24 protein-coding genes are annotated in these 26,721 nt (G+C 72.1%); 12 read left to right on the top strand and 12 right to left on the bottom strand.

Going from position 1 to position 26,721, the window contains the following annotated elements:
• Nucleotides 1-23 precede the first annotated feature (23 nt).
• Complete coding sequence (locus tag IH48_RS0107040; RefSeq protein ID WP_030900600.1) at nt 24-1,238, top strand: PP2C family protein-serine/threonine phosphatase; 1,215 nt, start codon at nt 24-26, stop codon at nt 1,236-1,238.
• 22 nt (nt 1,239-1,260) lie between these two features.
• Here the strand turns inward: IH48_RS0107040 and IH48_RS0107035 are convergent, their stop codons facing one another.
• On the bottom strand, nt 1,261-2,157 hold the full coding sequence (locus tag IH48_RS0107035) for an AraC family transcriptional regulator (RefSeq protein WP_051839319.1): 897 nt from the start codon (nt 2,155-2,157) through the stop codon (nt 1,261-1,263).
• A 110-nt stretch (nt 2,158-2,267) separates the two neighbouring features.
• Between IH48_RS0107035 and IH48_RS0107030 the strand changes: the two genes are divergently transcribed.
• The 3 genes from IH48_RS0107030 (at nt 2,268) to IH48_RS0107020 (ending at nt 4,735) form a co-directional block, all read left to right on the top strand.
• The gene (locus tag IH48_RS0107030) at nt 2,268-3,068 is read left to right on the top strand and encodes an alpha/beta fold hydrolase (RefSeq protein WP_030900594.1); all 801 of its coding nucleotides are present in this window, start codon (nt 2,268-2,270) and stop codon (nt 3,066-3,068) included.
• Between the two features lie 153 nt (nt 3,069-3,221).
• Nucleotides 3,222-4,022, top strand: a complete 801-nt coding sequence (locus tag IH48_RS0107025) for a hypothetical protein (protein ID WP_030900591.1) — start codon at nt 3,222-3,224, stop codon at nt 4,020-4,022.
• The gene (locus IH48_RS0107020; protein WP_030900590.1) at nt 4,019-4,735 is read left to right on the top strand and encodes a class F sortase; all 717 of its coding nucleotides are present in this window, start codon (nt 4,019-4,021) and stop codon (nt 4,733-4,735) included. The genes IH48_RS0107025 and IH48_RS0107020 overlap by 4 nt, the downstream gene beginning before the upstream one ends.
• Before the next feature lie 34 nt (nt 4,736-4,769).
• Here IH48_RS0107020 and IH48_RS0107015 read toward each other — a convergent pair whose 3' ends face one another.
• Nucleotides 4,770-5,768: a PP2C family protein-serine/threonine phosphatase gene (locus IH48_RS0107015; RefSeq protein ID WP_234434174.1), complete on the bottom strand. Its 999-nt coding sequence runs from the start codon at nt 5,766-5,768 to the stop codon at nt 4,770-4,772.
• Nucleotides 5,769-5,858: 90 nt separating this feature from the next.
• On the opposite strand from IH48_RS0107015, the gene IH48_RS37595 reads away from it, so the two are divergent.
• The gene (locus IH48_RS37595; RefSeq protein WP_420705452.1) at nt 5,859-6,347 is read left to right on the top strand and encodes a DUF4396 domain-containing protein; all 489 of its coding nucleotides are present in this window, start codon (nt 5,859-5,861) and stop codon (nt 6,345-6,347) included.
• 33 nt (nt 6,348-6,380) lie between these two features.
• Here IH48_RS37595 and IH48_RS0107000 read toward each other — a convergent pair whose 3' ends face one another.
• Nucleotides 6,381-6,905 carry a MarR family winged helix-turn-helix transcriptional regulator gene (locus IH48_RS0107000; protein ID WP_030900582.1) on the bottom strand — a complete coding sequence of 175 codons (525 nt, stop codon included), beginning with the start codon at nt 6,903-6,905 and terminating at the stop codon, nt 6,381-6,383.
• A gap of 99 nt (nt 6,906-7,004) precedes the next feature.
• On the opposite strand from IH48_RS0107000, the gene IH48_RS0106995 reads away from it, so the two are divergent.
• The 3 genes from IH48_RS0106995 to IH48_RS0106985 all read left to right on the top strand — a co-directional run bounded on the left by IH48_RS0106995 (nt 7,005) and on the right by IH48_RS0106985 (nt 11,974).
• Nucleotides 7,005-8,858, top strand: coding sequence for a chloride channel protein (locus IH48_RS0106995; protein ID WP_078849532.1), 1,854 nt, complete (start codon nt 7,005-7,007; stop codon nt 8,856-8,858).
• Nucleotides 8,859-8,900: 42 nt separating this feature from the next.
• Nucleotides 8,901-9,872 carry a DUF389 domain-containing protein gene (locus tag IH48_RS0106990; protein WP_051839318.1) on the top strand — a complete coding sequence of 324 codons (972 nt, stop codon included), beginning with the start codon at nt 8,901-8,903 and terminating at the stop codon, nt 9,870-9,872.
• Nucleotides 9,873-10,045: 173 nt separating this feature from the next.
• Nucleotides 10,046-11,974: a galactose oxidase early set domain-containing protein gene (locus tag IH48_RS0106985; protein ID WP_030900570.1), complete on the top strand. Its 1,929-nt coding sequence runs from the start codon at nt 10,046-10,048 to the stop codon at nt 11,972-11,974.
• Nucleotides 11,975-11,990: 16 nt separating this feature from the next.
• Here the strand turns inward: IH48_RS0106985 and IH48_RS0106980 are convergent, their stop codons facing one another.
• Entirely contained in the window at nt 11,991-13,229 is a 1,239-nt protein-coding gene (locus IH48_RS0106980; RefSeq protein ID WP_030900567.1) for a cytochrome P450 family protein, read from the bottom strand.
• Nucleotides 13,230-13,511: 282 nt separating this feature from the next.
• Between IH48_RS0106980 and IH48_RS0106975 the strand changes: the two genes are divergently transcribed.
• The 3 genes from IH48_RS0106975 to IH48_RS0106965 all read left to right on the top strand — a co-directional run bounded on the left by IH48_RS0106975 (nt 13,512) and on the right by IH48_RS0106965 (nt 15,350).
• Nucleotides 13,512-14,168, top strand: coding sequence for a fasciclin domain-containing protein (locus IH48_RS0106975; protein ID WP_030900564.1), 657 nt, complete (start codon nt 13,512-13,514; stop codon nt 14,166-14,168).
• Between the two features lie 91 nt (nt 14,169-14,259).
• A complete protein-coding gene (locus IH48_RS0106970; protein WP_030900560.1) occupies nt 14,260-14,700 on the top strand; it encodes an SRPBCC family protein in 441 nt (146 codons plus the stop codon).
• A 29-nt stretch (nt 14,701-14,729) separates the two neighbouring features.
• The gene (locus IH48_RS0106965) at nt 14,730-15,350 is read left to right on the top strand and encodes an L-threonylcarbamoyladenylate synthase (RefSeq protein WP_030900558.1); all 621 of its coding nucleotides are present in this window, start codon (nt 14,730-14,732) and stop codon (nt 15,348-15,350) included.
• A 38-nt stretch (nt 15,351-15,388) separates the two neighbouring features.
• Here the strand turns inward: IH48_RS0106965 and IH48_RS0106960 are convergent, their stop codons facing one another.
• Together IH48_RS0106960 and IH48_RS34300 are read right to left on the bottom strand one after the other, a co-directional pair.
• Nucleotides 15,389-15,601 carry a hypothetical protein gene (locus IH48_RS0106960; protein WP_030900556.1) on the bottom strand — a complete coding sequence of 71 codons (213 nt, stop codon included), beginning with the start codon at nt 15,599-15,601 and terminating at the stop codon, nt 15,389-15,391.
• 29 nt (nt 15,602-15,630) lie between these two features.
• Nucleotides 15,631-16,290, bottom strand: coding sequence for a PRC-barrel domain-containing protein (locus tag IH48_RS34300; RefSeq protein WP_030900553.1), 660 nt, complete (start codon nt 16,288-16,290; stop codon nt 15,631-15,633).
• A 269-nt stretch (nt 16,291-16,559) separates the two neighbouring features.
• Here IH48_RS34300 and IH48_RS0106950 point away from each other — a divergent pair, with 269 nt between their 5' ends.
• Nucleotides 16,560-17,054, top strand: a complete 495-nt coding sequence (locus IH48_RS0106950; RefSeq protein WP_234434163.1) for a GtrA family protein — start codon at nt 16,560-16,562, stop codon at nt 17,052-17,054.
• Here IH48_RS0106950 and IH48_RS0106945 read toward each other — a convergent pair.
• From IH48_RS0106945 to IH48_RS0106920, 6 genes are all read right to left on the bottom strand, one after another.
• Nucleotides 17,051-18,559 (bottom strand): hypothetical protein, encoded by a 1,509-nt coding sequence (locus IH48_RS0106945; protein WP_037841287.1) that lies wholly within the window; start codon nt 18,557-18,559, stop codon nt 17,051-17,053. The genes IH48_RS0106950 and IH48_RS0106945 overlap by 4 nt on opposite strands.
• Before the next feature lie 88 nt (nt 18,560-18,647).
• A complete protein-coding gene (locus IH48_RS0106940) occupies nt 18,648-20,879 on the bottom strand; it encodes a glycosyltransferase family 39 protein (RefSeq protein WP_030900548.1) in 2,232 nt (743 codons plus the stop codon).
• Entirely contained in the window at nt 20,876-22,201 is a 1,326-nt protein-coding gene (locus IH48_RS0106935) for a glycosyltransferase (RefSeq protein ID WP_030900547.1), read from the bottom strand. The genes IH48_RS0106940 and IH48_RS0106935 overlap by 4 nt, the downstream gene beginning before the upstream one ends.
• 99 nt (nt 22,202-22,300) lie before the next feature.
• Nucleotides 22,301-23,893, bottom strand: coding sequence for a sensor histidine kinase (locus tag IH48_RS0106930; RefSeq protein ID WP_051839314.1), 1,593 nt, complete (start codon nt 23,891-23,893; stop codon nt 22,301-22,303).
• Nucleotides 23,890-24,678, bottom strand: coding sequence for a response regulator transcription factor (locus IH48_RS0106925; RefSeq protein ID WP_051839312.1), 789 nt, complete (start codon nt 24,676-24,678; stop codon nt 23,890-23,892). The genes IH48_RS0106930 and IH48_RS0106925 overlap by 4 nt, the downstream gene beginning before the upstream one ends.
• A 146-nt stretch (nt 24,679-24,824) precedes the next feature.
• Nucleotides 24,825-26,435 carry an APC family permease gene (locus tag IH48_RS0106920; RefSeq protein ID WP_107059256.1) on the bottom strand — a complete coding sequence of 537 codons (1,611 nt, stop codon included), beginning with the start codon at nt 26,433-26,435 and terminating at the stop codon, nt 24,825-24,827.
• Between the last annotated feature and the right edge of the window lie 286 nt (nt 26,436-26,721).

The raw sequence follows: 26,721 nt of genomic DNA, 5'->3' as shown, positions 1-26,721 counted from the left end.
CGTGGGCCCTTGGTGGTGTTGATATGCCCGAGCCGTCGCCGATCGGGTCGACACTGCGGAGCCTGCTGCGGGCCGGACAGCTGGTCGGTGTGGAGCAGCTGCCCGGGCTCCTGAGACGGCATGCGGCGGCCCTCGGGATCGACAACGTCCACATCTACGTCGTCGACCTGCGCCAAGAGGTGCTGCGTGAGCTCACCGGCCGCGGGACGAACGCGGGAGCCGGCGGCGAGACCCTCCCGGTGGACGGCAGCCTGGCCGGGCTCGTGTACCGGCACACACGCGTCACCGGCGGATCCGCCGCCCGCGACGTACCCGGCCGGTTGTGGCTGCCGCTGCTCGGGGGTACGGAGCGCATCGGTGTGCTGCGCGCCGACATCGGCGCGTCGGCCGACCGCGACGCCGTGGAGGAGGCGCTGCGTGACCTGGCCTCGCTGACCTCCATGCTGCTGGTCGCCAAGCGCTCGGCGAGCGACTCGTACGCCCGGCTCGTACGCACCAAGTCCATGGGCATCAGCGCGGAGATGCAGTGGTCCCTCATGCCGCCCATGTCCTTCGCGGACGACCAGGTCGTGCTCGCCGCCACCGTGGAGCCCGCCTACGAGATCGCCGGCGACGCCTTCGACTACGCCGTCGCGGGGCAGACCCTGCACCTCGCCATCGTCGACGCGATGGGCCACGACGGCGCCGCCGGGCTCACGGCGAACCTGGCGATGGCCGCCTGCCGGGCCAGCAGGCGCAGGGGCATCGGGCTGATCGGCACGACGAACGTCATCGAGCGCACGCTGCTCGACCAGTTCGGCACGGGCCGCTACGCCACCGGCCTGTTCGCGGAACTCGACACCGCGTCGGGCGAGTTGGCCTGGGTCAACCGGGGCCACCACGAGCCGGTCCTGATCCGCGGCGGCTCGGCACGGACCCTGCGGTGCGAGCCCGGCCATCCGATGGGCACCGATCTCGGCCTCACCACCAAGCTGTGCTACGAGCAACTCGAGCCGGAGGACCGGGTCCTGATGTACACCGACGGTGCGATCGAGGCGCGGGACGCGGCGGGCGAGGAATTCGGTCTCGCGCGGTTCGTCGACTTCGTCCTCAGGGAGCAGTCCGAGGGGCTGCCGGTGGCCGAGACACTGCGGCGGCTGATCCGCGCCCTCATGGCACACCACGAGGGGAAGCTGAACGACGACGCCACGGTCGTGTTCGCGGAGTGGCGCGGCGGCACAGCCTCCGGCGCGCTGTGAGGGAACGGGCGGTGGCGGCGCGTCATCCGGCGGGCGGTGCGACGGGGAGCACGCCGGAGGCACCGTACGCGGTGCGCCAGGCGGCCGGCGGCGTGGCGGTCTGACGCCGGAAGAACGTGGCGAAGTTGGCCGTGTCCCGGAAGCCGAGGCGCCGGGCGCAGCCGGCGACCGGCATGTCGGTGTGGGCGAGCAGCCTCTTGGCCTCAAGAAGGATGCGCTGGTCGAGGAAGGTCTTGGCGCCGGTACCCGCGGCGCTGCGCGTGGCCCGGGTGAGCGTGCGCACGTCGTAGCCGAGCGCACGCGCGTAGTCGGCCACGTGGTGCCGGTCGGTGAAGTGTTCCTCGACGGCGGCCCGGTAGGCGCGGAACACCTCCCCGTACCCGCCGGCGGCACGCGTCGTGTCCGCCGAGGCGGGCGCGTCCGGCAGGGCACGCAGGACCAGTGCCGCCAGCAGGTGGGAAAGGAGCGCGGGGGAGACGGGGCGCGGTGTCCTCGCCGCCGCCTCGTGCTCGCGGCCGAGATGCGCTGCCGCGAGGAGTGCGAGGTCGAGCGGCTGCCTGTCCAGGTGCCAGCAGACGGGCGCGGCCGCCTCCGCCACCGTGGCGGGGAGGAAGCCGGGCCTGAACAGGACGAGCGGGCCGTCGCAGGCGTCGACGTCGCTCCACCGGTGCACCATGCCGGGCCTGATCCACACGGCGCTTCCCCGCGTCAGCCGGTAGCCGAGGAAGTCCGCTTCGTGGCTGCCCGTGCCGGAGGCGACCAGGGCGAGGACGTGGAAGTCGGGGCGCTGCGGCAGCACACGGCGGCGCTGGGGATCCATGGCGCGCAGCGCGGCGAAGTCGATGACCTCCACGCCGTACGGCGATCCCACGGCGGGCAGGTAGCGCAGCTGCCGCACTGCGGTGTGTCCGTTTTCCACAATCTTCCAGTCCCTTCACACCAAGGGGCACGCGACCGCATCCGTACTGTCGGAACTGGCCTGATGCGCACATCAGGTGTTTCCCCGCAGCCGAAGTGAGAGGTGTGACGATGACGGAAAAGACCATACCGGTCCCCGTGGCGGGCGGCGTCCTGCACGCGCGAGCCGGCGGCCGGCAAGGACCCACTCTGGTGTTCGCCCACTACTGGGGCGGCTCCGCGGACACCTGGAGCGGCGTGCTGGGCCACTTGCCACCCGAGCAGGCGACCGTCCGCTTCGACCAGCGCGGCTGGGGCCGCTCCCGTGCACTGCCGGGCCCCTACGGCCTCGACCGGCTCGCCGACGATCTCGCACGCGTGGCCGGCACCTGCGTGCCGGGTCCTTACGTCCTCGTCGGCCACTCGATGGGCGGCAAGGCGGCCCAGCTCGTCGCGGCCCGCAGGCCGGCCGGGCTCGCGGGCCTGGTGCTCGTCGCGCCCGCGCCGCCGCGGCCGCCCGCCACCGTGACCGAGGAGTACCGCCAGGGTCTCGCCCACGCGTACGACTCGCCCGAGACGGTCGCGCACGCCCTCGACCACGTCCTGACCGCCACACCCCTGCCCGCGGACAGGCGGGCCGCGGCGGTGCGCGACAGCCTCGCCTCGGCCGCCGGGGCCGGGCGCGAGTGGCCGCTGCACGGCATCGCGCGGGACATCACGGACACCGTGGGCGGCATCGGGGTCCCGGTGGCCGTGCTGGCCGCGGAGTACGACAGGGTGGAACCGCCGTCCGTGCTGCGCGAGTGCCTCCTGCCGCACATCCCGCACGCGGACCTGGCCATCGTCCCCGCCGCAGGTCACCTGCTGCCCCTGGAAGCGCCTGCCGCCGTCGCGGCCGCTCTGCGAACCTTCCTGACGCGCCTTCGGCAATGAAGGTGCGTGTCCCCTCGTCACCGGCGTCCCTGCCGGGCTCTCGCGGGTCGCTCCAATCCACGGGCCGCGCCGTTCCGAATAGGCGGTGGAAGGAACGTCCCCCGGGACCGCGCGCCGCCCGGCCCGCGGAACCGGCGAGTGAAGGGCACCATCATGCATGCGATACAGGCACGTGTTCTGACGGCGGCCGCGGTGGTGGCCGTGCCGCTGGCGCTTCCGGCGACGGCGTGGGCGTCGTCCACGTCCTCCTCCTCGGGCTGGACGACGTACCAGGCCTCCCTCGACCCCGTCACCGCCAACAAGGTGACCGGCAGCGGCCACGCGATGATCCAGCTCTCCGGCGACCAGGCGAAGGTCACCGTCAAGGCCGACGGTCTCGTCGGCGGGGCCTCACCGCACGCCATGCACATCCACATCGGCGGCAACGGCACGTGCCCCGAGCCGTCCGAGGCGAAGGACCACAACGGGCACAGCTCCATCAACGTCGCCGACGCCATGAAGGACTACGGCATGATCGGCACGTCGCTCACCACGAGCGGCGACAACAGCGCCAAGAGCGCCCTCGCGGTGAAGCGCTTCCCGTCCGGCTCCAGTGTCGACTACAGCCGCACGATGACCGTCTCGTCGAAGGTCGCCGACAACATCAAGTCGGGCAAGGCCGTCATCGTCGTGCACGGCGTCGACTACAACGGCAACGGCAAGTACGACAACGTCCTCGGCGCCAGCGAGCTCGACAAGTCCCTGCCCGCCGAGGCCACGGACCCGGCCCTGTGCGGCGCGCTGGCCGCGTCGCAGATGTCGTCCATGCCCAACGGCGGAGCGGCCACGGGCGACGGCGCCACGCAGGCCCAAGGCCCGGACACCGGACTGGTCGCCGGCGGCGGCGCCCTTGCGCTGCTCGGTGCGGCGGCCGGCGGCTACGCCCTGCGCCGCAGGAGCGCCGGCGCGCGATGACACCGTCCGAGCCGAACACCACCGGCCGCACGCGGCGCATGATCCTCGTCATCGCGCTCGTCGTGGCCTGCGTGGCGGGCGGCCTGACGGCTGTCGCCGTGGGCTGGGGCGGCGGCGGGTCACCCCCGCCGCAGCCCCGCCCGGCGGAGGCCGGGCACCTGCCCGTCCACACGGCCGGGCCCGCGGTCCCGGCGCCGTCCCCGTCCTCGACGGCGGGTGACGGCGCGACGGAGCCGGCCCCCTCGCCGAGCCGTACATCCCAGGCGCCCACCGCACGTCCCACCGCCATCGACATCCCGGCGATCGGCGTCCACAGCACGCTGCTCGACCTCGGCCTGGGCGGCGACGGCACCGTCGAGGTGCCGAAGAAGCCCCTCCAGGCCGGATGGTTCCACGACTCGCCACGGCCGGGGCAGGACGGACCCGCCGTCATACTCGGCCACGTCGATTCGTACGAGACGGGCCCCGCCGTGTTCTACCGCCTCGGCTCCGTGCGTCGGCACGACCGGATCACTGTCACGCGGGCCGATCACAGCACCGTCCACTTCACCGTGGACGCCGTGCGGAAGTACGAGAAGAAGGACTTCCCCACGCTCCAGGTCTACGGCAACACACCGGACCCGGAAATCCGGCTGATCACGTGCAGCGACTGGAATGCCGCGAGGCACGAGTACGACGGGAACACCGTCGTCTACGGGCACCTCACGAAGTAGCGCGGCGCCCGCGTGCGTGCCATCCCCTGCCGGCTCAGCTGCGGTGGCGCAGCAGCAGCGTCGCCGCGTCGTCGTGCAGCGGCCCGTCCACGTGCCGCTCCACGTCGGCACGGAGCGCGGCGAGCGCCCGCTCGGGATCGGCGTCCGCCAGCAGGCCGGCGCGCTCGCCGAGCGGATAGAAGGTGCCGTCCGCGTCGCGAGCCTCGGTGACGCCGTCCGTGTAGAGCAGGATCTGGTCGCCGGGCCCGAAGTCGACATGGAAGGGCTTCGGGCCTTCCATGCCGTGCGCCGTGAGACCGAGCGGCAGCGCGAACTCCTCGGGCTCGGGGAACACGGGCTCGCCGTGCGACGGCACCCACATGGGCGGCGGATGCCCGTAGTTCAGGAACGTGGCGCCGTCCTGCGGGCTGATGTCGACGAGCAGCGCGGTGACGAACTTCTCGCCGTTCAACTCGCGCTCCATGGCACGTTCCACCCGGGCGCCGACCTCGGTCAGCAGGGCCTCCTCGGGCGCGGCCTCACGGAACGCGCCGAGCACGACGGCCGCGGTCTCCACCGCTTCGAGGCCCTTGCCCTGGACGTCGCCGATGATGACGCGCACCCCGTCGGGGACGGTCGTGACCTCGTACAGGTCGCCGCCGATCCTGGCCTCCGCCACCGCCGACGTGTAGGCGACCGCGGTCGTCAGGTGGCCGGCGTGGCGCGGGACGGGCCGCAGCAGCACACGCTGGGCGACCTCGGCGATGGAGCGCACGCTGGCCAGTTCGCGCTCGCGCCGCAGTCTGCTGACCGACGCGAGCAGCCCCGCGGCGGTCACCCCGGCCACGGACGCCAGCGCGGTGTACGCGCGGCGGCTGTCGAGGAGCCCGTCGTACCAGCCGAGGGCGGCGCACAGCAGCAGGGAGAGCAGCCCCACCGCCAGGGTGCGCCGCCACCCGCCCACGAGGCCGGAGAAGGCGGGGCCCAGGGAGATCAGCGGCAGCAGGCCGACCCCGGAACCCGCCGTGACGTCGACGACCACGACGAGGGCCATCACGCCGAACGGGAGCACGCTCAGGATCCTGCGCGCCACCTCGGGCGAACGGCCCGCGGCGGCCGCCTGAGCGGTGGGGGCCGAGGGGGCGTGGGCGGCGGCGCGCGGCGAGGGCCGTCCGGTCCGAGGTGTCACCTGGCCTCCCCTCAGCTTCTGCGTCATGAGGACAGGAACAGGCCTGCCCCGTGGTGTCCCGCCCACTCAGAAGTTACTCAATCGACGTCTGGCCTGCCGCATGCCCCGGCCGGTCCCCGTGTCGGCTGTCCTGGCCGTGCGCGCGGCCGCCTGCGGGCGCCGGGGTCTCCGGTCCACCGGTTCGTGGTACCAGGGCGGGGTATCCATGTTGCCGTCGCACTGCGACATGCTGTCGCCGGCCGTCTCCGAGGCCTGCCTCTTCGGCCGGATGGCGCTCATGGCGTTCGTCTTCCAGCGTTCGTCTTCCTCCCGGCACCGCACCACCTGCACCCCGGCGCTCCCGTCCACTGGTTCCTCATGCAGATCGGCATGGTCGCGGGGTTCCTCACGTCGTGGCCGGGCGACACCCGGCTCATCCGCCTGGGCGTCAAGGAGGCCAGGTGACGGCAGGCCTGTGGGATCGTCCAGCCCTCGCGTTCACCAGCGCATGTCGGTTCCCGTCCGCGCCGGGGCCGCCTGCTCGGCGGCGGGAGGCTCGTCACCCGCTTCGTTGAAGGCCCGCAGCGCCTCGACGAGCGCCGTGCGATGCGCTGGCGGCATGCCGCCCACGATGCGGGCGATCTCCGCCCGCCTGCGGTCCGTTGCCGTGTCGACGACCCTGCGGCCCTCGGTGGTGAGGCGGATGAGGATCTCGCGCCGGTTCCTGGGGTTCAGCTCGCGCTCCAGCATCCCCGCGCCTGTCAGTCGCTCGACCATCCGCATGGCCGTTGACGGGATGACGTCCAGATGCGTGCCGAGACGGGAGATGTTCATCGGCCCCCGCGTCGAGAGCACCACCAGCATCCGGAACTGGGGCAGCGTCAGGGTCTCCTCGACGGACGCGAGCGAGCGCGCGGACACGGCGACGAGCAGGCGTGACGCGGTGAGCACGGCGGAGACGACCTCGTCCGCCTCCCCGTCCTGCGGGTCGGCGGGGTGTGGGGTGGGCGCTCGCTCAGGCATCCCCCCTTTCTACCGCGCCGGGCGGCGCGGCGGGTTAGGGCCGTGTCTCACCATGCGGAGCATTGCATAGAGCAATGATTGATATTGCATAATGCAAACATGCCGATCAGAGCCCGCCGTGTGCCGCGCCCCGCGCTCGCGGCAGAAGAGTCCCTCCTCGTTCCCACGGGCGTGCCGCGCCTGCTCGCGCTCCTGAGGGAGGCCAAGGGCGGCCTGCTCCTGCTCGCCCTCGTCGTCGGGGCGGGCGCCGGATTGGGCGCGGTCGCGTTCCGCTGGCTGATCAAGACCTTCACGCTGCTGCTCTCCGGTCACGCCGACTACTCTGCCGCGGCCCACACGGGCAACCCCCATCTGCCCTGGCTCGGCAAGTGGTTCGTCGTGCTGGCGCCCGTGGTGGCCGGGCTGCTGTACGGGCCGCTCGTACAGCTGTTCGCCAAGGAGGCGCGGGGTCACGGTGTTCCCGAGGTGATGTTCGCTGTGGCGCGGCGCGGCGGGAAGATCGGGTCGCAGGTGGCCCTGGTGAAGTCCCTCGCCTCCGCGCTGTGCATCGGCGGCGGGGGCTCGGTGGGGCGCGAGGGGCCTATCGTCCAGATCGGCTCCGCCCTCGGCTCCACGCTCGGCCGGCTGGTGCGGGTCGCCGAGGACCGCATGCGCGTGCTCGTCGCCTGCGGCGCGGCCGGCGGCATCGCCGCCACCTTCAACGCGCCCCTTGCGGGGGTCTTCTTCGCGATGGAGCTGATCCTGCGCGACTTCACCGCCGAGTCTTTCGGCATGGTGGTGCTCGCCTCGGTGGTCTCCTCCGTCATCGGCAGGGCGGCCCTGGGCGGTGGACCGTTCCTGCACCTGCCGCCGTTCGCGGTGCACCACCTGTCGGAGTACGCCCTGTTCGTCGTGCTGGGACTGCTTGCAGGCGCCGTGGGCGTCGGCTTCACCCGGGTTCTCTACTGGATCGAGGACGCCTGCGACTTCGTCTGGCGCGGGCCTGAATGGGCGCGGCCCGCCGTGGGCGGCGCGCTGCTCGGGGGGCTCCTGCTGGTGCTGCCGCAGATGTACGGCGTCGGCTACCCGGTCCTGGAGAACGCGGTGGCCGGCAAGTACACCGTCGTGTTCCTGCTCGTGCTGCTCGTCGGGAAGATCGCCGCGACCAGCCTGACGATCGGCATCGGCGGCTCCGGAGGCGTGTTCGCTCCCTCGCTGTTCATGGGGGCGATGCTCGGCGCGGGCTACGGCGCGGTCGCCCACCAGCTCCTGCCGGGGAGCGCGGGGCCCGTCGGGGCGTACGGCCTGATCGGCATGGGAGCCGTGTTCGCCGGGGCCGCGAAAGCGCCCATCACGGCGGTCATCATCATGTTCGAGCTGACCGGCGAGTACTCCATCATCCTTCCGCTGATGGCCGCCATCGTCGTCGCCACCGGGGTCAGCCGCGCCCTGTCCAGCGACAGCGTCTACACGCTCAAGCTCCGCCGCCGCGGTGTGGACATCGGCGAGACGCCGCGCGACGCGCCGCTCGCCGGGCGCCTCGTCGCCTCCGTCATGGAGGCGCTTCCCGACCCGCTGCGCGCCTCGGCGCCGCTGGCCGACGCCGCCGAGGCGCTGGCACGCTCCCGCCACGGTGTGCTGCCGGTGCTCGCGGAGGACGCCACGTACCTGGGCACCGTAACGGCGCGCTCCGCGGCGGAGGGGCTGGCAGCCGCGGGGGAGTCCCCTCCTGACGTGGGCTCCGTCGTCCATCTGCCCAGGCCTGTCACCGAGGAGACGGCCCTGACCGAGGCGCTCGACGCGCTCGTCTCCGCGGAGGGGGCGGGCCTGCCCGTCTTCGACGCGTCCCGTACTCGTCTCGTCGGCTGGATCACCCACCAGTCGGTTCTGCACGCTCTCCACAGGGACACGGTGGGAGGGAGCGGGGCCGAGACGCGGAACGCGCCGGCGCAGGTGGGTCACGCCCGGGATTGAGCTCAGAGCACTCGACAGGGAGTGAGGCGGCATACTGCGTGCGTGCTGCATGTCCGAGTGATCAGCCCCGCCGCTCACGCCGACGACGTCGTGCGGATCGCCGACGCGTCGCCCGCCGTCGTCAACATCCTGCGCGTGCCGGGCGCCGCCCTCTCGCCGCGTGGCGACCTCGTCGAGTTCGACGTCGCGCGCGAGGCCGCCAACGACGTGCTGGACGAGCTGAGCGCGCTCGGCCTGCGGGACACCGGCGGCATCACCGTCGAGCAGCTCGACGTCTCGCTCTCCGCGGCGGCCGACGCCGCCGAGACCAGGGCGCCCGGCGAGGGGGACGACGCCGTGGTCTGGGCGGAGCTGTCCGCTCGCACCTCCGCCGACGCGCGCCTCACCTGGGCGTTCCTCGCCTTCCTCACGCTGGCGACCCAGATCGCGGCGATCGGGGACGTGCTCGACCAGCCCGTGCTGATCGTCGGGGCGATGGTGCTCGGGCCCGAGTTCGGGCCCGTCGCGGCCATGTGCCTCGGCCTGCTGCGGTGGGAAGGACGCGTCATCCTCCCGGCGGCGAGGTCGCTGCTGATCGGGTTCGCCGTCGCCATCGCCACCACCCTGCTGTGCGCCCTCGTGGGCCGGGGGCTCGGGTGGGTCGAGCCCGGGATGCTGGAGTCACGCCCGCTGACCGACTTCATCGTCCACCCCGACAAGTGGTCGTTCATCGTGGCGCTGCTCGCCGGCGTCGCGGGCATCCTGTCGCTGACGGCCGGCAAGTCGTCCGTGCTGGTGGGCGTCTTCATCTCCGTCACCACGGTGCCGGCCGCGGGGAACGCGGCAGTCGCGATCGCGCTCGGGCACGGCGGCGAGGTCGCCGTGCCCTTCGTGCAACTCGGGCTGAATCTGGCCGGAATGCTGATCTCCGGCACGCTCACCCTGCTGGCCCAGCGGACGCTGTGGCGCAGATTCGGAAAGGTTGCCGTCGTACGCGGTACGGGAGGCCACGGCATCGACCGCTCCCCGCGCTGACCGGCCGGGCTCCGGCTCGCGCCGAACGCGCAGGGCGGCAGCGCGCCGGGCCGATCCCCTCTTCGGGTTGTTGACGGCGTGCGGAGCAGAGTGTCGCCCCGGGCCGCTCGCCGGGCTGCGGTAGCTGTCGAGGTCTTGGATCATGTTCAGGCCGACCGCTTCCGGAGGTTCGCATGCGCGCACGCCCATCCCGTCTGACATCACGCAAGACATGGATCGGCGCCGCGGCCGTGCTCGTTCTCGCAGGGCTCAACGCGCCTGCCGTGCTCGGGTTCGCCAATGACCGCTACCACACCTACGAGGTCAACAAGGACAGCTACAAGGCGGCGCGCGGCCACTGGAACGTGGTGGACATGCCCAAGCGCTACCAGCTCAACTCGATCCACGCCATCCTGCTGCACACCGGCAAGGTGCTCCTGATCGCCGGATCGGGCAACAACATCAAGCTGTTCAAGGGCGGCACCTTCAAGAGCACGCTGTGGGACCCGGTCAAGGACACCTTCAAGAAGATCGACACGCCGCGCGACATGTTCTGCGCCGGGCACACCCAGCTCCCCGACGGCAAGGTGCTGATCGCCGGCGGTACGGGCCGCTACGAGGTGCTCGGCGGTGACGTGAAACGGGCGGGCGGGGCCATGCTCGTCAAGAACGAGGACCCCACCAAGAGCCGCACCTTCCCCAAGGGCACCGTCTTCCTGTCCGCTTCGGGACTCACCTACCGCTCGCAGTTCCCCGTCCACGTGCCGGCGGCGAAGAAGCGTACGGACCCGGCCACGGGCAAGGTGACGGTGACCGCCAGCGAAGCGCGGGTGTTCGTCGAGGCGACGAAGAAGGGCACCGCCGGGGTCACCAACTCCACGCAGCAGTACGAGATCGAGGGCCTGCACGGCAAGGACGACGACAACTTCTACGGCATCGCCAACAAACTCGGCCTGGACAAGAAGGACTTCCAGGGCATCAGGCAGGCCTACGTCTTCGACCCGGAGACCGAGAAGTACACCCAGGTCGACTCGATGAGCGAGGCACGCTGGTACCCGACGCTGCTCACACTCGAGAACGGCAAGGTGCTCGCCACGTCGGGCCTCGACGACATCGGCCAGGTCGTCCCCGGCAAGAACGAGATCTACGATCCGGCCACCCGGCACTGGTCCAAGGCGCCGTCGCACTACTTCCCCACCTATCCCTCGCTGTTCCTGATGAACGGCGGGAAGGTCTTCTACTCCGGCTCGAACGCGGGGTACGGCCCGGCGGACAAGGGACGCAAGCCCGGCATCTGGGACCTGGACGACAACACCTTCCGCACCGTCCCCGGCCTTGAGGACCCCGACGTGCTGGAGACGTCGGCCTCGGTGCTGCTGCCGCCCGCCCAGGACCAGAAGGTGATGGTCTTCGGCGGGGGAGGGATCGGCGAGTCGAAGAAGGCCACCGCGCGCACGGCCGTCGTGGACCTCAAGGCAGCGCACCCCGCGTTCAAGACCGGCCCTGACCTGCCGCACAGGACCCGCTACCTCAACGCCGTGCTGATGCCGGACGACACGGTGTTCACGACCGGCGGCTCCGGCGACTACCGGGGACGCAGCGAGAGCGACATCTTCACCGCCCAGTTCTACGACCCCAGGACCAACAAGTTCCGTGCGGCCGCCGCCCCCACGGTCGGCCGCAACTACCACAGCGAGGCCCTGCTGCTGCCCGACGGCCGCGTCGCCGTGTTCGGCTCCGACCCGCTGTTCGGCGACAAGGACAACACCAGGCCGGGCACGTTCGAGCAGCGCGTCGAGGTCTACCGGCCGCCCTACCTCTACCGCGCGGACCGCCCGAGTCTCGGCACAGGACCCACGTCGGTGAAACGCGGCCAGAGCGTCACCTTCCACACCCCGGACGCCGAGCGCATCGCCACGGCCCGCCTCATGCACCCTGGCTCCGCCACCCACGTCACCAACTTCGACCAGCGCTCCGTCGCCCTCGGTATCAAGAAGAAGGGGGACGAGGTGACCCTCACCATCCCGGACGACCCCTCACTCGTCCCCGCCGGCTGGCACATGATCTTCGTCACCGACAAGCACGGCACGCCCTCGCACGCCGTGTGGATCGACGTCACGTAACCGGCCGGACGACCCGTCACCCGAGGCGCACGGGAACCTCCCGGTGCCCGTTGCCGAGGATGCTGGGGAGCGGTTCGAGCTCGGCGGCCGGCACCGCGAGCCGTACCGCGGGGAAGCGGCCGAAGAGGCCGGCAAGCGCCGTCGCGCCCTCCGCCCTGGCCAGCGGCGCCCCGAGGCAGAAGTGGACGCCGTGCCCGAACGCGATGTGCGACCGGTCGGGGCGCGTGGCGTCGAACCGGCCGGCGGAGGCGCCCTGCCGCTTCGGATGGCCGCTGGCCGCGCCGAACGAGGGCAGGATGGCCTCGCCCTGCCGGATCGTCGGCCCGCCGGGGATCTCGATGTCCTCCACGGCGTAGCGCATGGGCATGTGGCTGACGGGCGCGGCGAACCTGAGCGTCTCCTCGACGACGTCGCTCCAGGTCGCCCGCCCCTGACGCACATGGGCGAGTTGCGCGGGGTCGGCCAGGAGTGCGGTGGCCGCCGAGTCGATGAGGTTCACCGTCGTCTCGTAGCCGGCGGCCACCACGAGCAGCAGCGTGTCGACGAGTTCCCGCTCCGTGAGGGCGGTGCCGTCCTCCTCGTCGTCGCGGGTGGCGATCAGGGTGCTGGTGAGGTCGTCCGCGGGCCGTGCGCGCTTGGCCCTGACGTGCTCGCCGAGCATCTCGTAGACGGCCTCGGCGGCGGCGACCGCCTCCTGCGGCGTCGCGGTGGTGTTCCAGATGGCGTCGATCGTGGCCTTGAACCGGCCCCGCATCCGCTCGTCCACGCCCAGCAGGTCGCTGATGACCCGCACCGGCAGCGGCACCGCGAGGGCCGCCCGCAGGTCGACCACCTCGCCGCGGTGGTCCTCCAGCGCGTCCAGCAGGGCCGCCGTGTTCGCCTCGACCGACGGCACCAGCGCTTCGAGGCGCCGCGCCGCGAAGGCGGGCGATACCAGGCGCCGCAGCCTGCGGTGAGCCCGCCCGTACGCGGTGAACATGTTGTCCACCGAGACCTGCAGGTACAGCGGCCACTTGCCGACGATCTCCCCGGCGATGAAGCGGGGCCAGTGCTGACGCGGGTCCTTGGAGACCCGTGGGTCCGTCAGGAGCCGCGCGAGCAGGTCGGGGTCGCCCACCGCCCACGCCAGTTCGCCGAGTATGTCGACGAGTACCGGGGCTTCGCCGCTCCTCAGCACCCGCTCCTCCTCGGCGCGCCGCCGGGCGGTGGGGTCGAGGACCAGCGGGCTCGGCGATCGCGTCGTTTCCTGGTGCATGGGCATCTCCTCGTTGCGCGTCCGTGCGGGTGGCGGTCGGTGGCGAGGCGCCGCGCGGGCCGCGCCCCTCTCCACGCCTATGCGTGTGTTCCCGCGCCGCTCTTACGGCCGCGAGCGTGTGTCGTCCGTCATGGCACGCGGCCGGCAGCGCGGGGACGCGGGGACGCGACGGGAAAACCCAACTATTCGAGTGAGACGGCCAATCCGGAACCGGGCCGTCGCCGAATAGCCGATGTGCACGCGGCGTGGAAGGCCGCCATTCGTCGATATGAGGAGATTGAGATGTTCGCCCACCGTTTCCGCCGTACCACCGCCCTCGCCGTCGCGGCCCTCGCCCTCCCCCTCGCGCTGAGCGCCTGCTCCAGCGACAACGGCAAGAGCGACGGCAAGGACAGCGGCAGCTCTTCGGCCGCGTCGACGCCGTCCGCCCCGATGCCGTCCTCGAAGACCTCCGACATGGCCTCGCAGCCGTTCGGCTCCGCGTGCGCCTCGGTGCCGAAGACCGGCGCCGGCAGCTTCGACGGCATGGCGAAGGACCCGGTCGCGACGGCCGCGTCGAACAACCCCGACCTGTCCACGCTCGTCACGGCGGTCAAGAAGGCCGGCCTGGTCGACACGCTGAACAACGCGAAGGGCATCACGGTCTTCGCGCCGACCAACGAGGCGTTCGCCAAGATCCCGAAGGCCAAGCTGGACAAGGTGCTCTCCGACAAGGCCACGCTGACCAAGATCCTCACGTACCACGTGGTGGGCCAGAAGGTGACACCCGCGCAGCTGTCCGACGGCTCCTTCACCACCCTGGAGAAGGGCAAGGTCACGACGTCGGGTTCCGGTGAGTCCTTCAAGGTCGACGACACCGCCAACGTGGTGTGCGGCAACGTCCCGACCGCCAACGCCACGGTCTACATCATCGACAGCGTGCTGATGCCGAAGATGTGAGTCTGCTGCGGCAGCCACGGGCGGGGCGCGTCGGACCTGACGGTGCGCGTCCCGCCCGGCCGCAGGACCGCAGCCGGAGAGGAGCAGGAGCATGGTGCACGTGGTGCGGCGCGTCGACGTCGCGAGGCCGCTGCCCGCGGTGGTCGCCTACCTGGCGGACTTCGCGCACGCCGTGGAGTGGGATCCCGGCACCCGGGAGTGCCTGCGCATCGGCGAGGGGCCGGTGCACGAAGGCGCCCTGTGGCGCAACGTCTCGGAGTTCAGGGGGCGTTCGACCACACTCACCTACCGGCTCGACCGCATGGAGAGCGACCGGCTGACGTTCGTCGGGACGAACGACACCGCCACGTCCACCGACGACCTGACGTTCAGGGAACGCGGCGGGCGGACCGAGATCACCTACGAGGCCACCATCGTGTTCAACGGCCTCGCGAAGCTCGCCGGCCCCTTTCTACGACGGGAGTTCGAACGGCTCGGTGACGGTGTCACGCACACCCTGCCGGAGGCCGTCGCCGCCGCGATCGGGGCCTGACGCCCGCGGAGAAGCCCTACACTCGGCGGATGGCGAAGTACTTCGACGTGCACCCCGAGAATCCGCAGCGGCGCACCATCAGCGGCGTGGCCGACAGCATCCGCGGCGGCGCGCTCGTCGCCTACCCCACGGACTCCTGCTACGCGCTGGGCTGCCAGCTCGGCAACCGCGAAGGACTCGACCGCATCCGCTCGATCCGGCGCCTCGACGACCGGCACCACTTCACGCTCGTGTGCCAGAACTTCGCCCAGCTCGGGCAGTTCGTGCACGTCGACAACGACGTCTTCCGGGCCGTCAAGGCGGCCACCCCCGGCAGTTACACGTTCATCCTGCCCGCCACGAGGGAAGTGCCGCGCCAGCTGCTGCACCCCAAGAAGAAGACCGTCGGCGTCCGCATTCCCGACCATGTCGTCACCCAGGCGCTGCTGGCCGAGCTCGGTGAGCCGCTGCTGTCGAGCACGCTCCTGCTGCCCGACGAGGACGAGCCGATGACGCAGGGCTGGGAGATCAAGGAGCGGCTCGACCACGTGGTGGACGCGGTCATCGACTCGGGCGACTGCGGCACGGAACCGACCACGGTCGTCGACTTCTCCGGCGACGAGGTCGACATCGTGCGCCGCGGCGCCGGCGACGTGTCGCGCTTCGAGTAGCCGCCCCCGGTGCCCGGGCGCGCCGTCCTCGTGCGGCGTCAGGCGGCGTCCCAGCGGTGGGGCCGGCCCCCGCGCCACTCGACCCACGACGGGTTGTCGAGCAGCGGCCACGCGTCGTCGAGCCCTGCCCTGCGCAGGAACTCGACCAGGTCGAAGTCGTCGTGGGCGAGGCCGAGCACCTGCCCGTGCGCGGTGACGCGCCGGCCGCCCGTACCGGACGGCCGCAGCACGACTATCGGCGCACCGGGCATACCTCCAGCATGCGCCCGCTCGCCCGGCATCACCCGTCGGCGCCGGCCTCCGCGTCGGGCAGCTCCTTGAGCTGCTCCTTGCTGAGCCCGACCCTGATCGTCCCCTCGGCGCGGCTGACCTGGGAGATCGGCACCGCGACGGTCTTCTTGCCCCACAGGTGGCCCTCGGCGAGCAGCACGTGCGTCACCGCGTGGTCCGCCTCGTCGACGACGAGCCCGTGCACCCGCCCGGTCTCGCCGTCGATGGCCTCCACCCTGTCCCCGCGGTGTATCTGCACCTCGCCCGCGGGCACGCGCTCCTCGGCCGGCGGCCTCGGGTCGTACGGAGAGGGGGCGAACACCGGCGCGCTGAGCTGCCCCGCCATGGCGACCCCGGGGCCGAAGTACGGCCACATCATGATCTGCGCGGGGTTGTAGCCGAGGCCGCCCTCGCGCCCCTGGAGGAAACGGTGCTCCTCGGCGGGCTCCAGCTTGTCGAAGGCCGCACGGTCACAGGTGAGCGCCGTGGCCTCGGCGAGGTCATCCACCAGCTCCACGGGCACCAGCTTGTCGCCGTCGCTCCCCGGGCCGACCACCAGATGCGTCACGCACTGCGCGATCGGATCGACCACGACCCGCCGCAGGCTTCCGCACGCGCCGTCCGAGCAGTGCACCTCGGATCCGATCGCGTACCGTGCCGTCGCTGCCATGTCCGCTCCCTTCCTCCTTCACACCGGACAGGTGTGGTGCAGTGCGTGTGCCCGCCCTCGCGTGGCACGAACATGCGGCCGACGCGCCGCAGCCGCTGCGCCGTGCGAGGGCCTGGATGCGAAGTGTGTCCCCTCGCGGGGTATCTGTTCCGTCGGGCCGCACAGCCGTGCGTCCGGGGTATCCTGCATGAACTACTACAATTTGTAGGAGGTGGCTGGTGCGTACGGATACCCGTACGGTGAGGACCCCGCCGCAGGCGCGGGCCCGTGTGGGACTCGCATCGGAGCTGGCCAGGTTCGCCCTGGTCGGGGGCGCCGGTGTGCTGGTGAACCTGCTGGTGTTCAACCTGCTGCGGCACTCCACCCACCTGCCGGTCGTACGGGCGAGCGTCGTGGCCACGGTCGTCTCGATCGGCTTCAACTACCTGGGGTTCCGCCACTTCGCCTACCGGGAGTGCGACAAGAGCGGCCGCGCGCGCGAGCTGACCCTGTTCCTGCTGTTCAGCGCGGCGGGCCTGGTGATCGAGAACGGCACGCTGTACACGGCGACCTACGGCTTCGGCCGGCACTCACCGCTTCAGAGCAACGTGTTCAAGTTCCTCGGGATCGGCCTGGCCACCCTCTTCCGCTTCTGGTCGTACCGCTCCTGGGTCTTCCGGGCGCTGCCCGGCGTGGTGCGCCGCGGCGAGGGCGAGCGGGAGTGCGTCTCCCTCGCCAAGGCGCGCGCCCGGGGCGGCGGCGCCGGTGGCGCAGGCCCGGACTAGGGCGGCGACACGTACGCCGTGTACGGGGTGAGCCGGTGCGACACGGGCATCGGGTGCGCGCTCCAGCCCTTCGCGTACGGCGGGCGAGGGTGGCCCCGGGGCACGAGGACGGCCACGGGCCGGTGGCGCGCCGCGGCCGTGATGCCCCGCGGGGTGGTGTTCGCGTTGTGGCCCGACGTCGCTCCTGACGCGCAGCGGGCCGCGAGGCCGATCGGGATCGCGTTGGTCCCCGTGACGAGGCAGGGCGGGTTGACGCCGGCGGCGTGCAGGGCCGCGGCGATCCGCGCGAAGCCGGCGTGCGCCTGACTGTTGCGCGTCGCCGTACGCGTCAGCACGAGGTTCTGCACGACGAGATGAGCCGCGACGACGAGGACCACAAGACCGGTCGCCACGGGACGCAGCCGCGGCCTGCCCGCACCCGCCGCGAACCACGCCAGGCATTCGGCCGCGGGCAGCGCGAGCAGTGCGTAGCTGGGCAGCAGGAAGCGCGGCGCCGCGTAGCCGATGAGCAGCAGGTACGGCACGGCCATCGACGCGCCGCACAGAGCGGGCAGCAGGACGGCGGGCAGGCGGCGGGCATGCCGTACGACGAGCAGCCCGCCCACGACGAGCAGCGGCAGCGCGAACCACCACAGCGTGACGCCCTTGTGGGGCCACGGGACATCGCACGGGCGGCACAGCGTGCGCCCGCCGAGCGCCCGCAGCTGGTCGGCGAACGCGGGGCTCCAGCTGAAGCCGCCCTCGACCTTCCCCGACGTGTGCAGCCGCTGCAGCACGCCCCCGTACCGCGTGTACGACTCCACGACCCACTGCGCGCCGCCCGCCACCACGCCCGCGGCCAGAGCACCGAACACCGGCGCGCGGCGCCAGGCGCGCACCGCGAGCGCGGCCGCCGCGAGCGGCAGCACGAGCCAGAACCCGTCGGGCGGGCGCAACTGGACCGCGGCCGCCAGGGTCAGCGCGGTGCCGAGCAGGGCGCCCCGCTCCGTGCGCGCGGGACACGTGGCGCTCACGGACCGCAGGAAGAGCCCCACGCAGGCGAGCGCGGCGAGCGCGACCCACAGATTGGGCATCGCCTGCGGCCCGTAGAACTGGGTGATCCACAGCCCGGCGAACAGCACGCCCGCGAGCGCGACCCTGCGGGCGGGCAGGAAGTGCCGCCACACCCACAGCGCCCCCAGCAGGCCGGCGCCCGCGAGCAGGGCGAGGTAGCAGCGCAGTGCCGCGGTGGACGATGTCACCGCCACGGCGGGGGCGGCCAGGTAGGAGACGCCGCGGGCGCGCGGAGCGCTGAAGAACGAGGCGGGGGCCCGCGGGCTGACCTGGCTGACGTAGACCGACTCGTCGAAGCCCAGGCCCAGGTGGACGCGTACGAACAGGAATTCGCACGCCGTGAAGGCCAGCGCGACGGCGACCAGCCACAGGTCGCCGTCGCGGACCTGCCGGATGTCGGTACGCCTCCCGGCCGGTGCCGACTGCGCCTCGCCCGCGTAAGTCCTCGCCATGGCGGCAGCCTACAGAATTACTACATCATGTAGGTGAAGCCTAAGAGGGGCGCCTCGGCGCGCCTCTTGGGCCTCTCGTCCCGCGGCGTCAGCCGCTCTTCGGCCTCGTGAGGTCGTAGAGCGTCGTGCCGCCCACCGTCACCTTGGTGTATGCCTTCTCCACCCAGCTCGTGATGGCGCTCCCGGCGCCGCCGCCCGGGCCGGCGCCGCCGCCCTGACCGGACGCCAGCAGGTAGTGGATCCTGCCGTCGGCGACGTACGCCTTGAACTGCGCGAGCGTGGGGGAGGGGTCGCTTCCGTTGAAGCCCCCGATCGGCATCACGGGCCGCTCAGTGGCGAGTTGGTAGCCCGCCGCGTTCTGCGAACCCACCGCGGCCGCCACCCAGGTGTAGCGCGAGGCGTTCTTCTCCAGCGCCGCCTTCACGGCGGAGCCCACCTTCTGCGACTGGAGGAGACCGCCCATGCCGCCACCGCCACCCATGCGGCCGCCCTCGCCCATGCCACTACCGCCACGCCCCCGGCCGCCCGCGGCCGCGCCTTCGGACGCGGTGCCCGGGCCGGTCCCACCGCCGGGGAAGGCACCGTTCGGCGGGGCACCACCGCCCGGCGCACCGGCCTGAGCCGAGCCCGGGCCGCCCGCCTTGCCCGCCTTGCCCGTCGTGCCCGCGCTGCCGGGGAACCGCCCGCCGCCGGGGCCACCCGCTGCCGTGGGACGCTCCCCACCGGCCTGGCCGCCGCGCGGCGTGCCCCCGCCGAAGCCGGGCATGCCACCCGCCGAAGACGGGCCCGCGGCGATGATCGAGCCGGTGTGCGGGGTCGACACCGTCGTCATCGTGTACGCGAACGGCCCCGCGAGCGCGGCCACCACGGCGAGACCGGCCACCGCCACACCGCCGCGGGAGCGCCGTGACAGCGGTGTACAGGCCGCCGTCAGCACACCGCACGCCAGAACGACCCAGCGCAGCCAGGGCAGGTAGTCGGGGGTGCGGCCGAGCAGTACGTACGACCAGACCGCCGTCGCCAGCACCACCAGGCACAGCGCCGCGGCGGCGAACGGCCGGCCGCGCTCACGCCACAGAATCGACGCGCCCATGCCCACCAGCGCGGCGATGTAGGGCGCGAGCGCCACCGTGTAGTACTGGTGGAAGATCCCCGCCATGAAGCTGAAGACCGCCGCCGTCGCGAGCAGGGAGCCGCCCCAGACGAGGAAGGCGGACCGTACGGCGTCGGTGCGCGGCGCCCGCCGTGTCACTACGAGGCCCGCCACGAGCAGCAGCAGCGCCGCGGGCACCAGCCAGGACACCTGGCCGCCGAGCGCGTCGCCGAAGACCCGGCCGATGCCGACCGTGCCGCCGCCGCCGAACCCCGCGCCGCCGCCCGGCCCACCGCCGCCGGGAGCATCCCCGCCCGGACCGCCGACACTCCCGGTCTCGTCACCGGTGATCCGGCCGAACCCGTTGTAGCCGAAGGTGAGTTCAAGGAAGGAGTTGTCCTGCGAACCGCCGATGTAGGGGCGGGACGCCGCGGGCCACAGCTGGACGAGCACCACCCACCAGCCACCCGCGACCACCATGGCGGCGCCCGCTGCCAGCAGCTGTCCGATGCGCCTCACCGTCCTGCCCGGGGCGCACACGGCGTACACCAGTGTCAGCGGAGGCACGATCAGGAACGCCTGGAGTGTCTTGGTGAGGAAGCCGAGCCCGAGCAGCACCCCGGCCCACACGAGCCACTTGGTCCGTGCGCCTTCGAGCGCGCGAAGCACGCAGTACACCGTCGAGGTCATCAGCAGGGCGAGGAGCGCGTCCGGGTTGTCGAAGCGGAACATCATCGACGCGACCGGCGTCAGCGCGAGCGCCACACCGGCCAGCAGCCCCGCCACGGCGTCGAACCTGCGCCGTACCGCCGCGTACAGCACCGCCACGGTCCCCACGCCCATCAGCGCCTGCGGCACCAGGATCTGCCACGACCCGAGGCCGAACAGCCGCACCGACAGCGCCATCGGCCACAGCGCGGCGGGCGGCTTGTCGACGGTGATGGAGTTGCCGGCGTCCGACGAGCCGAACAGGAACGCCTTCCAGCTCGCACTGCCCGCCTGGGCGGCCGCCGAGTAGAAGGAGTTGGCGTAGCCGGAGGCGCCGAGGTTCCACAGCTCCAGCAGGGCGGTCAGGAGCAGCAGCGCGAGGAGCGCCGGCCGTACCCAGGGAGCGTCGGCCGCACGGCCCCGCCACAGCCGGTTGAGTGCCGCGGCCGGGCCGCCCGGGCGGCCGTGCGCCGTGGCGCCCGCGCCGCCGGTCACGGCCGGCTGTGAGGTCGTGGTCATCGAGTGGTCCGTTCGTCGGTCACGTGGGTGGGATCGGTGGGGAAAGCGGTCATGGTGGGGGGATCGGCCGCCGGGGCCGGGACCCGGCGCTCGGGGAAGACCCAGGCCCGCAGCAGCAGGAACCGCAGCACCGTCGCGGCGAGGTTCGCCGCGATCAGCACCGCGAGTTCCGTCGTGTGCGAGGGCGAGCCGGTCGCCGAGTCGAGCGCCGCGAGCGATCCGCTCGTCAGGGCGAGCCCGACGGCGAACACCACGAGCCCCTGCAGCTGGTGGCGCACCGCGCGGCGCCTGCCCCGCACGCCGAAGGTGAGCCTGCGGTTGGCGGCCGTGTTGGCGACGGCGGACACGAGCAGCGCCGCCGCGTTGGCGCCCTGGGCGCCGAGTCCTGACCTGAAGAGGGAGTACAGCAGCAGGTAGAAGAGGGTGGAGGCGACGCCCACCACGCAGAACCCGGCCACCTGCCTGAGCAGGCCGCGCTCCACCGGTGCCGGGCCGCGGTCGCGCGGGTCGTCGCCGAGGGGACGCGCCAGCCGGTCGAGCGGCAGGGCACCGACCGCGAGCGCCCGCCCGAGCCGCCAGACGCCCTTGAGGTCCTCCGTGGCCGTGCGGACGATGCGCACTCGGCTGTCGGGGTCGTCGACCCAGTCGACGGGCACCTCGTGGATGCGCAGCCCCGCGCGTTCCGCGAGTACGAGCATCTCCGTGTCGAAGAACCAGCCGGTGTCCTCGACCATGGGCAGCAGCCGCTCGGCGACGTCCCGCCTGACCGCCTTGAACCCGCACTGCGCGTCACTGAACCGCGCGGACAGCGAGGACTTGAGGATCACGTTGTACGCCCGCGAGATGAACTCGCGCTTCGGGCCGCGCACGACCCGCGACGAGCGGGCGAGCCGGGAGCCGATGGCCAGGTCGGAGTGGCCCGATATGAGCGGCGCGACCAGCGGCAGGAGCGCGTTGAGGTCAGTGGACAGGTCGACGTCCATGTACGCGAGCACCGGCGCGTCCGAGTGCGACCAGACGGCGCGCAGGGCGCGCCCCCGGCCCTTCTCCTCCAGGCGCAGGGACCTCACTTCGGGAATGCCGGCGTCCAGTCCGGCCGCCACCGCCGGGGTGGAGTCCGTGGACGCGTTGTCGGCGATGGTGATGCGGAAGGCGTAGGGGAACGTGCGTGTCAGGTGGTCGTGGAGTCCGCGGACGCAGGGCGCGAGGTCCTGCTCCTCGTTGTACACGGGGATCGTCACGTCGAGCACGGGAGCGCCCGCGGCCCTCGCCGGCAGGTGCTCGCGTGCGGGAAGCGCGTCCCCTGGGGTTTCGGTGCGCATGGAACACACACTCGCGGGGCGCACTGTCCCGGCAGTGTGCTGAGGCTGTGGCGGGGCTGTGAGTACGTGAGCGCCGTATGCGCGGACGTCGCGTCCGTGTCAGCTCCCGGCGCGGCCGGCGTCCCCCGCCCGTGCCGCCGGCGCGCCGCGTCCCGGCAGGGTCAGCGTGAAGACCGTGCGCCCCGGCCTGCTGGCCACGCCCACGGTGCCGCCGTGCGTGGCGACCACGGCCCGTACGATCGCGAGACCGAGCCCTGTGGAACCGGCGGTGCGAGACCTGGACGCGTCGCCGCGCGCGAAACGCTCGAAGACGCGCGGCAGCAACTCGGCCGGGATTCCCGGGCCGTCGTCCTCGATCTCGACCCGTACGGGCGCGCCCGGCGCGGTACCCGGCGACACCCTCGCGACGACGGTCGTCCCGCGCGGTGTGTGCGTGCGGGCGTTGGCGAACAGGTTCACCAGCACCTGATGCAGCCGGGACGCGTCACCGCACACCGTCGTCGAGCCGGTGGCGCCTTCGTCGGGCGGCGGCAGTTCGAGCGTCCAGCGGTGCCCGGGGCCCGCGGCACGCGCATCCCCCACCGCGTCCACCACCAGCGGTACGAGGTCGACGTCGGCGCTCTCAAGAGGCCTGCCCTGGTCGAGTCGGGCGAGCAGCAGCAGGTCGTCGACGAGCCCTGCCATGCGCGTCGCCTCCGACTCGATCCTGCGCAGCGCGTGCCGGGTGTCCGGCCCCGCCTCCTCCCGCCCCCGCCGGGTGAGTTCGGCGTAGCCGCGGATCGAGGCGAGCGGCGTGCGCAGCTCATGACCGGCGTCCGCGACGAACCTCCGCACCCGTGTCTCGCTCTCCTGGCGCGCGGTGAGTGCCGAACCGACGTGCCCCAGCATCCTGTTGAGCGCGGCTCCGACCTGGCCCACCTCCGTGCCCGGATCTGCCTCCGCGTCCGGCACGCGCTCGAGCAGCGACACTTCGCCGCTGTGCAGGGGGAGTTCGGACACCCGCCTGGCCGTGCCCGCGACTCGGCGCAGCGGCCGCAGCGCCACGCCGATGAGCGCGTTGCCCGTCAGGCCCGCGGCCACGAGCCCGGCCGCGGTGACGCAGACCTCCACCAGGACCAGGGTGTCGAGGCTGTCGTGCAGTTCCGCCAGCGGCAGTCCCACGAGGAAGTCACCGTTGGCGCCGTCGGTGTGCCGCACGCGGTAGTCGCCGAGGCCCGGCAGCGTCACGGTGTGCGGTGAGCCGTCACGCGCCACGGCGGCGAGCGCCGAGGTCTGCGCCGCGCTCAGGGTCGCCTCGGTGACCTGCCCGAACCGGTTCGCGCCGCTGTGCTCGGTGCTGCGCACCGCACGGCCGAGCGACCCGTCCGCCGACACCTCGGCGCCCACCGTGCCGACGGGTGCGCCGCCGCCGGTCACGGCCAGCAGCGGGTCCCTGACCGCCGGCGCCCCGGGCGGCAGGCCGCCCGCGCCGTGCACGGCGCCCGGCGGCGGTCCCGAGGCCCGCGTGGCGACGGCGAGCACCTGCGCGTCCAGCTGGTCGTACAGGTACGAGCGGAACGCGATGGTCGTCACCGCGCCGATCACGGCGGCGACCACGGCGATCAGCGCCACCGCCGACACCACGAGGCGCGTGCGCAGGGACCTGCGGCCGAAGCGGCGGCGGGCGGGTCGCGTGCGCGTGCGACGCTTCACGGCGTACCCGGGCGCCGGCCGGTCCCGGGCCCGCTCCCGGGACCGGCGTCGTCGGCCGCCTTGAGCACGTAGCCCGCGCCACGCCGTGTGTGGATCATCGGCGCGCGGCCCGCGTCGATCTTCCTGCGCAGGTAGGAGATGTACAGCTCGACGACGTTGGCCTTGCCGCCGAAGTCGTAGGACCACACGCGGTCGAGGATCTGCGCCTTGGACAGCACCCGGCGCGGGTTGCGCATCAGGTAGCGCAGCAGCTCGAACTCCGTGGCGGTGAGCTCGACGGCGTCCCCGTCCCTGCGTACCTCGCGACTGTCCTCGCCGAGCACCAGGCCACCGACGACGAGCAGCCGCTCTTCGCGCCCGGCCACCGCCCCTGACCTGCGCATCAGTCCGCGCACCCGCACCACGAGCTCCTCCAGGCTGAAGGGCTTCGTGACGTAGTCGTCGCCGCCCGCGGTGAGCCCGGCGATGCGGTCCTCGACGGCGTCACGTGCCGTGAGGAACAGGACGGGCACCTCGGGCAGGTGGCCCCTTATCCGGTCGAGTGCCGCGAGGCCGTCCTCGTCCGGCAGCATGACGTCGAGCACGACCGCGTCGGGCCGGAACTCGCGTGCGGTGCGCACGGCCGACGCGGTGTCGGCGGCGGTGCGCACGTCCCAGCCCTCGTAGCGCAGCGCCATGGAGAGCAGCTCGGTGATCGACGCCTCGTCGTCCACGACGAGTACGCGCACGGGCGAGCCGTCGGGGCGCAGCAGCCGGTGCCGGTCCTGGGGGGAGGTGGTGGTCATGGTGCCACCGTGGAGGCGCGGAGTGAGAGATTGCTTGGCCCGCCCTGTGAGCAGCCTGAGAATCGCACGTGGGTGGGGGTGCGGACACGCCTGTGCGCGGCGCCCGGGAGGGCGCCGCGCACAGGCGTGTCGGTGTTACCTGCCGATCAGTGGGACGCGCCCAGCTCCTCCTCCTCGACGCGCGCCTCCGCGCGTGCCTCCTCGATGTGCTCGAGGACGCGTGCCTGCGGCAGCGGCACGCGCAGTGCGAGGAAGTAGACGATCGCGGCGAGCACGAGGTTGACCACGAAGCCCCAGCCGAGGCCGATGTAGCCCTGGCCGCCGTCGTAGTCGCCCACCCAGCTGATGATGGCCAGACCCGCCAGCCAGGGCAGCACCCAGGTCACGCCGGCCTTCCAGTCCAGCTTCGGCGCCTGGCCCTTGTCGAAGATCTGGAAGGCTGCCAGGAAGACGAAGCCGATGCCGATCGTGGCGAACAGCTTCCAGTTGGTGTTCCAGCCGGCCCAGTAGACGATCAGGTTGGCCGAGTACAGCGCCAGGAACGGGATGATGTCGCCACCGGGGACCTTGAACGGCCGCGGCTGGTCCGGGATCTGACGGCGCATCGCCGCCAGCACGATCGGGCCGGAGCCGAACGAGAGCACCGTCGCGGACGTGATGAAGCCGACCAGTTGCTGCCAGCTCGGGAACGGCAGGAACACGATCAGGCCCACAACGAACGTGACGATCAGGCTGACCAGCGGAGCGCCGCGACGGGTGGTCTTGGCGAGTGCCGCCGGCGCGTTCTTGTTGCGCGCCATCGCGTACGAGATGCGGCCGGTGACCGTCGTGTAGATGAGACCGGTGTCAGCCGGGGAGATGACGGCGTCCACGTACAGGACGTAGGCCAGCCAACCCAGCCCGATCGCACTGGAGATGGCGGCGAGCGGACCGAAGTCGTTGGTGAACGTCAGGTTGAGCCAGCCGTGCGACGAGTCCAGGAAGTGCCCCGGCACAGCGCCGATGAAGGCCAGCTCCAGCAGCACGTAGATGACCGCCGTCAGCGCGACGGACCCGATGATGGCGAACGGCACGTTCCGCTTGGGGTTGTCCGTCTCGCCCGCGAGCTCCACGCCTTGGCGGAAGCCGAGGAACGAGAACGTGATACCCGCCGTCGAGATCGCGGTGAAGATGCCCTTCGCGCCACCCGGCGCGAACCCGCCGTACTCCTTGGCGCTGAAGTTGTGGCCGTGGAACGCGGTGACGAAGAACGCCACGATCACCCCGACGATGACCAGGAGCTTCCACCACACCAGGACGTTGTTCACCCGCGCGAACCACCGGATACCGAAGTAGTTCAGCGCGACGAAGAACGCCATGGCGACGACGGCGACCCCGTAGCCGAGGCCGGTGAGCGTGTGCGTCCCCGTATCCGCGTGGGCGTCAGTGAAGTGCGCCCATTTCGTGCCGTATTGGAGCGCTCCCTCCACCTCGATCGGTGCCACGGTGGCGGCGGCGATCCAGGTGATCCAGCCCATGGTGAAGCTGGCGAACGAGCCGAACGACAGGTGCGGGAAGCGCACCACACCGCCCGACACCGGGAACATCGTGCCCAACTCCGCGAAGCAGAGCCCGATGAGAATGATCATCACGGCGGCGATCGCCCAAGAGAAGACGGACGACGGTCCCGCGAGCCTCGCGGCGTTCAACGCGCCGAAGAGCCAGCCGGAACCGATGATCGATCCGACACCGGCGAACAGCAGGCTGATACGCCCCATGTCCCGGCGGAGGCGCGGTTGTTCCGCACTCCCCCCCGGGGGATTTTCAATCGTGGTCATTGCATCTGTCCTTCGAATCCATGCCCCGCATGCGGCTCCCCATCCTTAGCACACCGTGGCGAGAGTGGATCAAGCCTTGACAGCGATTTCCGTGTCGAGGTGGCTCACGACTTCTTGGTGTGCTTCGTGGGCGGTTGTGCTGGTTCGCCCCTGAAACGATGCGTGATCTGCTGACTGCTGCCCATGAATGTGGGCCAGCAACCTCTCGATTCGGACACGGTCTCGC

The sequence above is a fragment of the Streptomyces sp. NRRL F-5126 genome (genome assembly GCF_000721265.1).
Lineage (GTDB): Bacteria > Actinomycetota > Actinomycetes > Streptomycetales > Streptomycetaceae > Streptomyces.
This window is presented reverse-complemented; position numbering and strand designations above follow the sequence as displayed.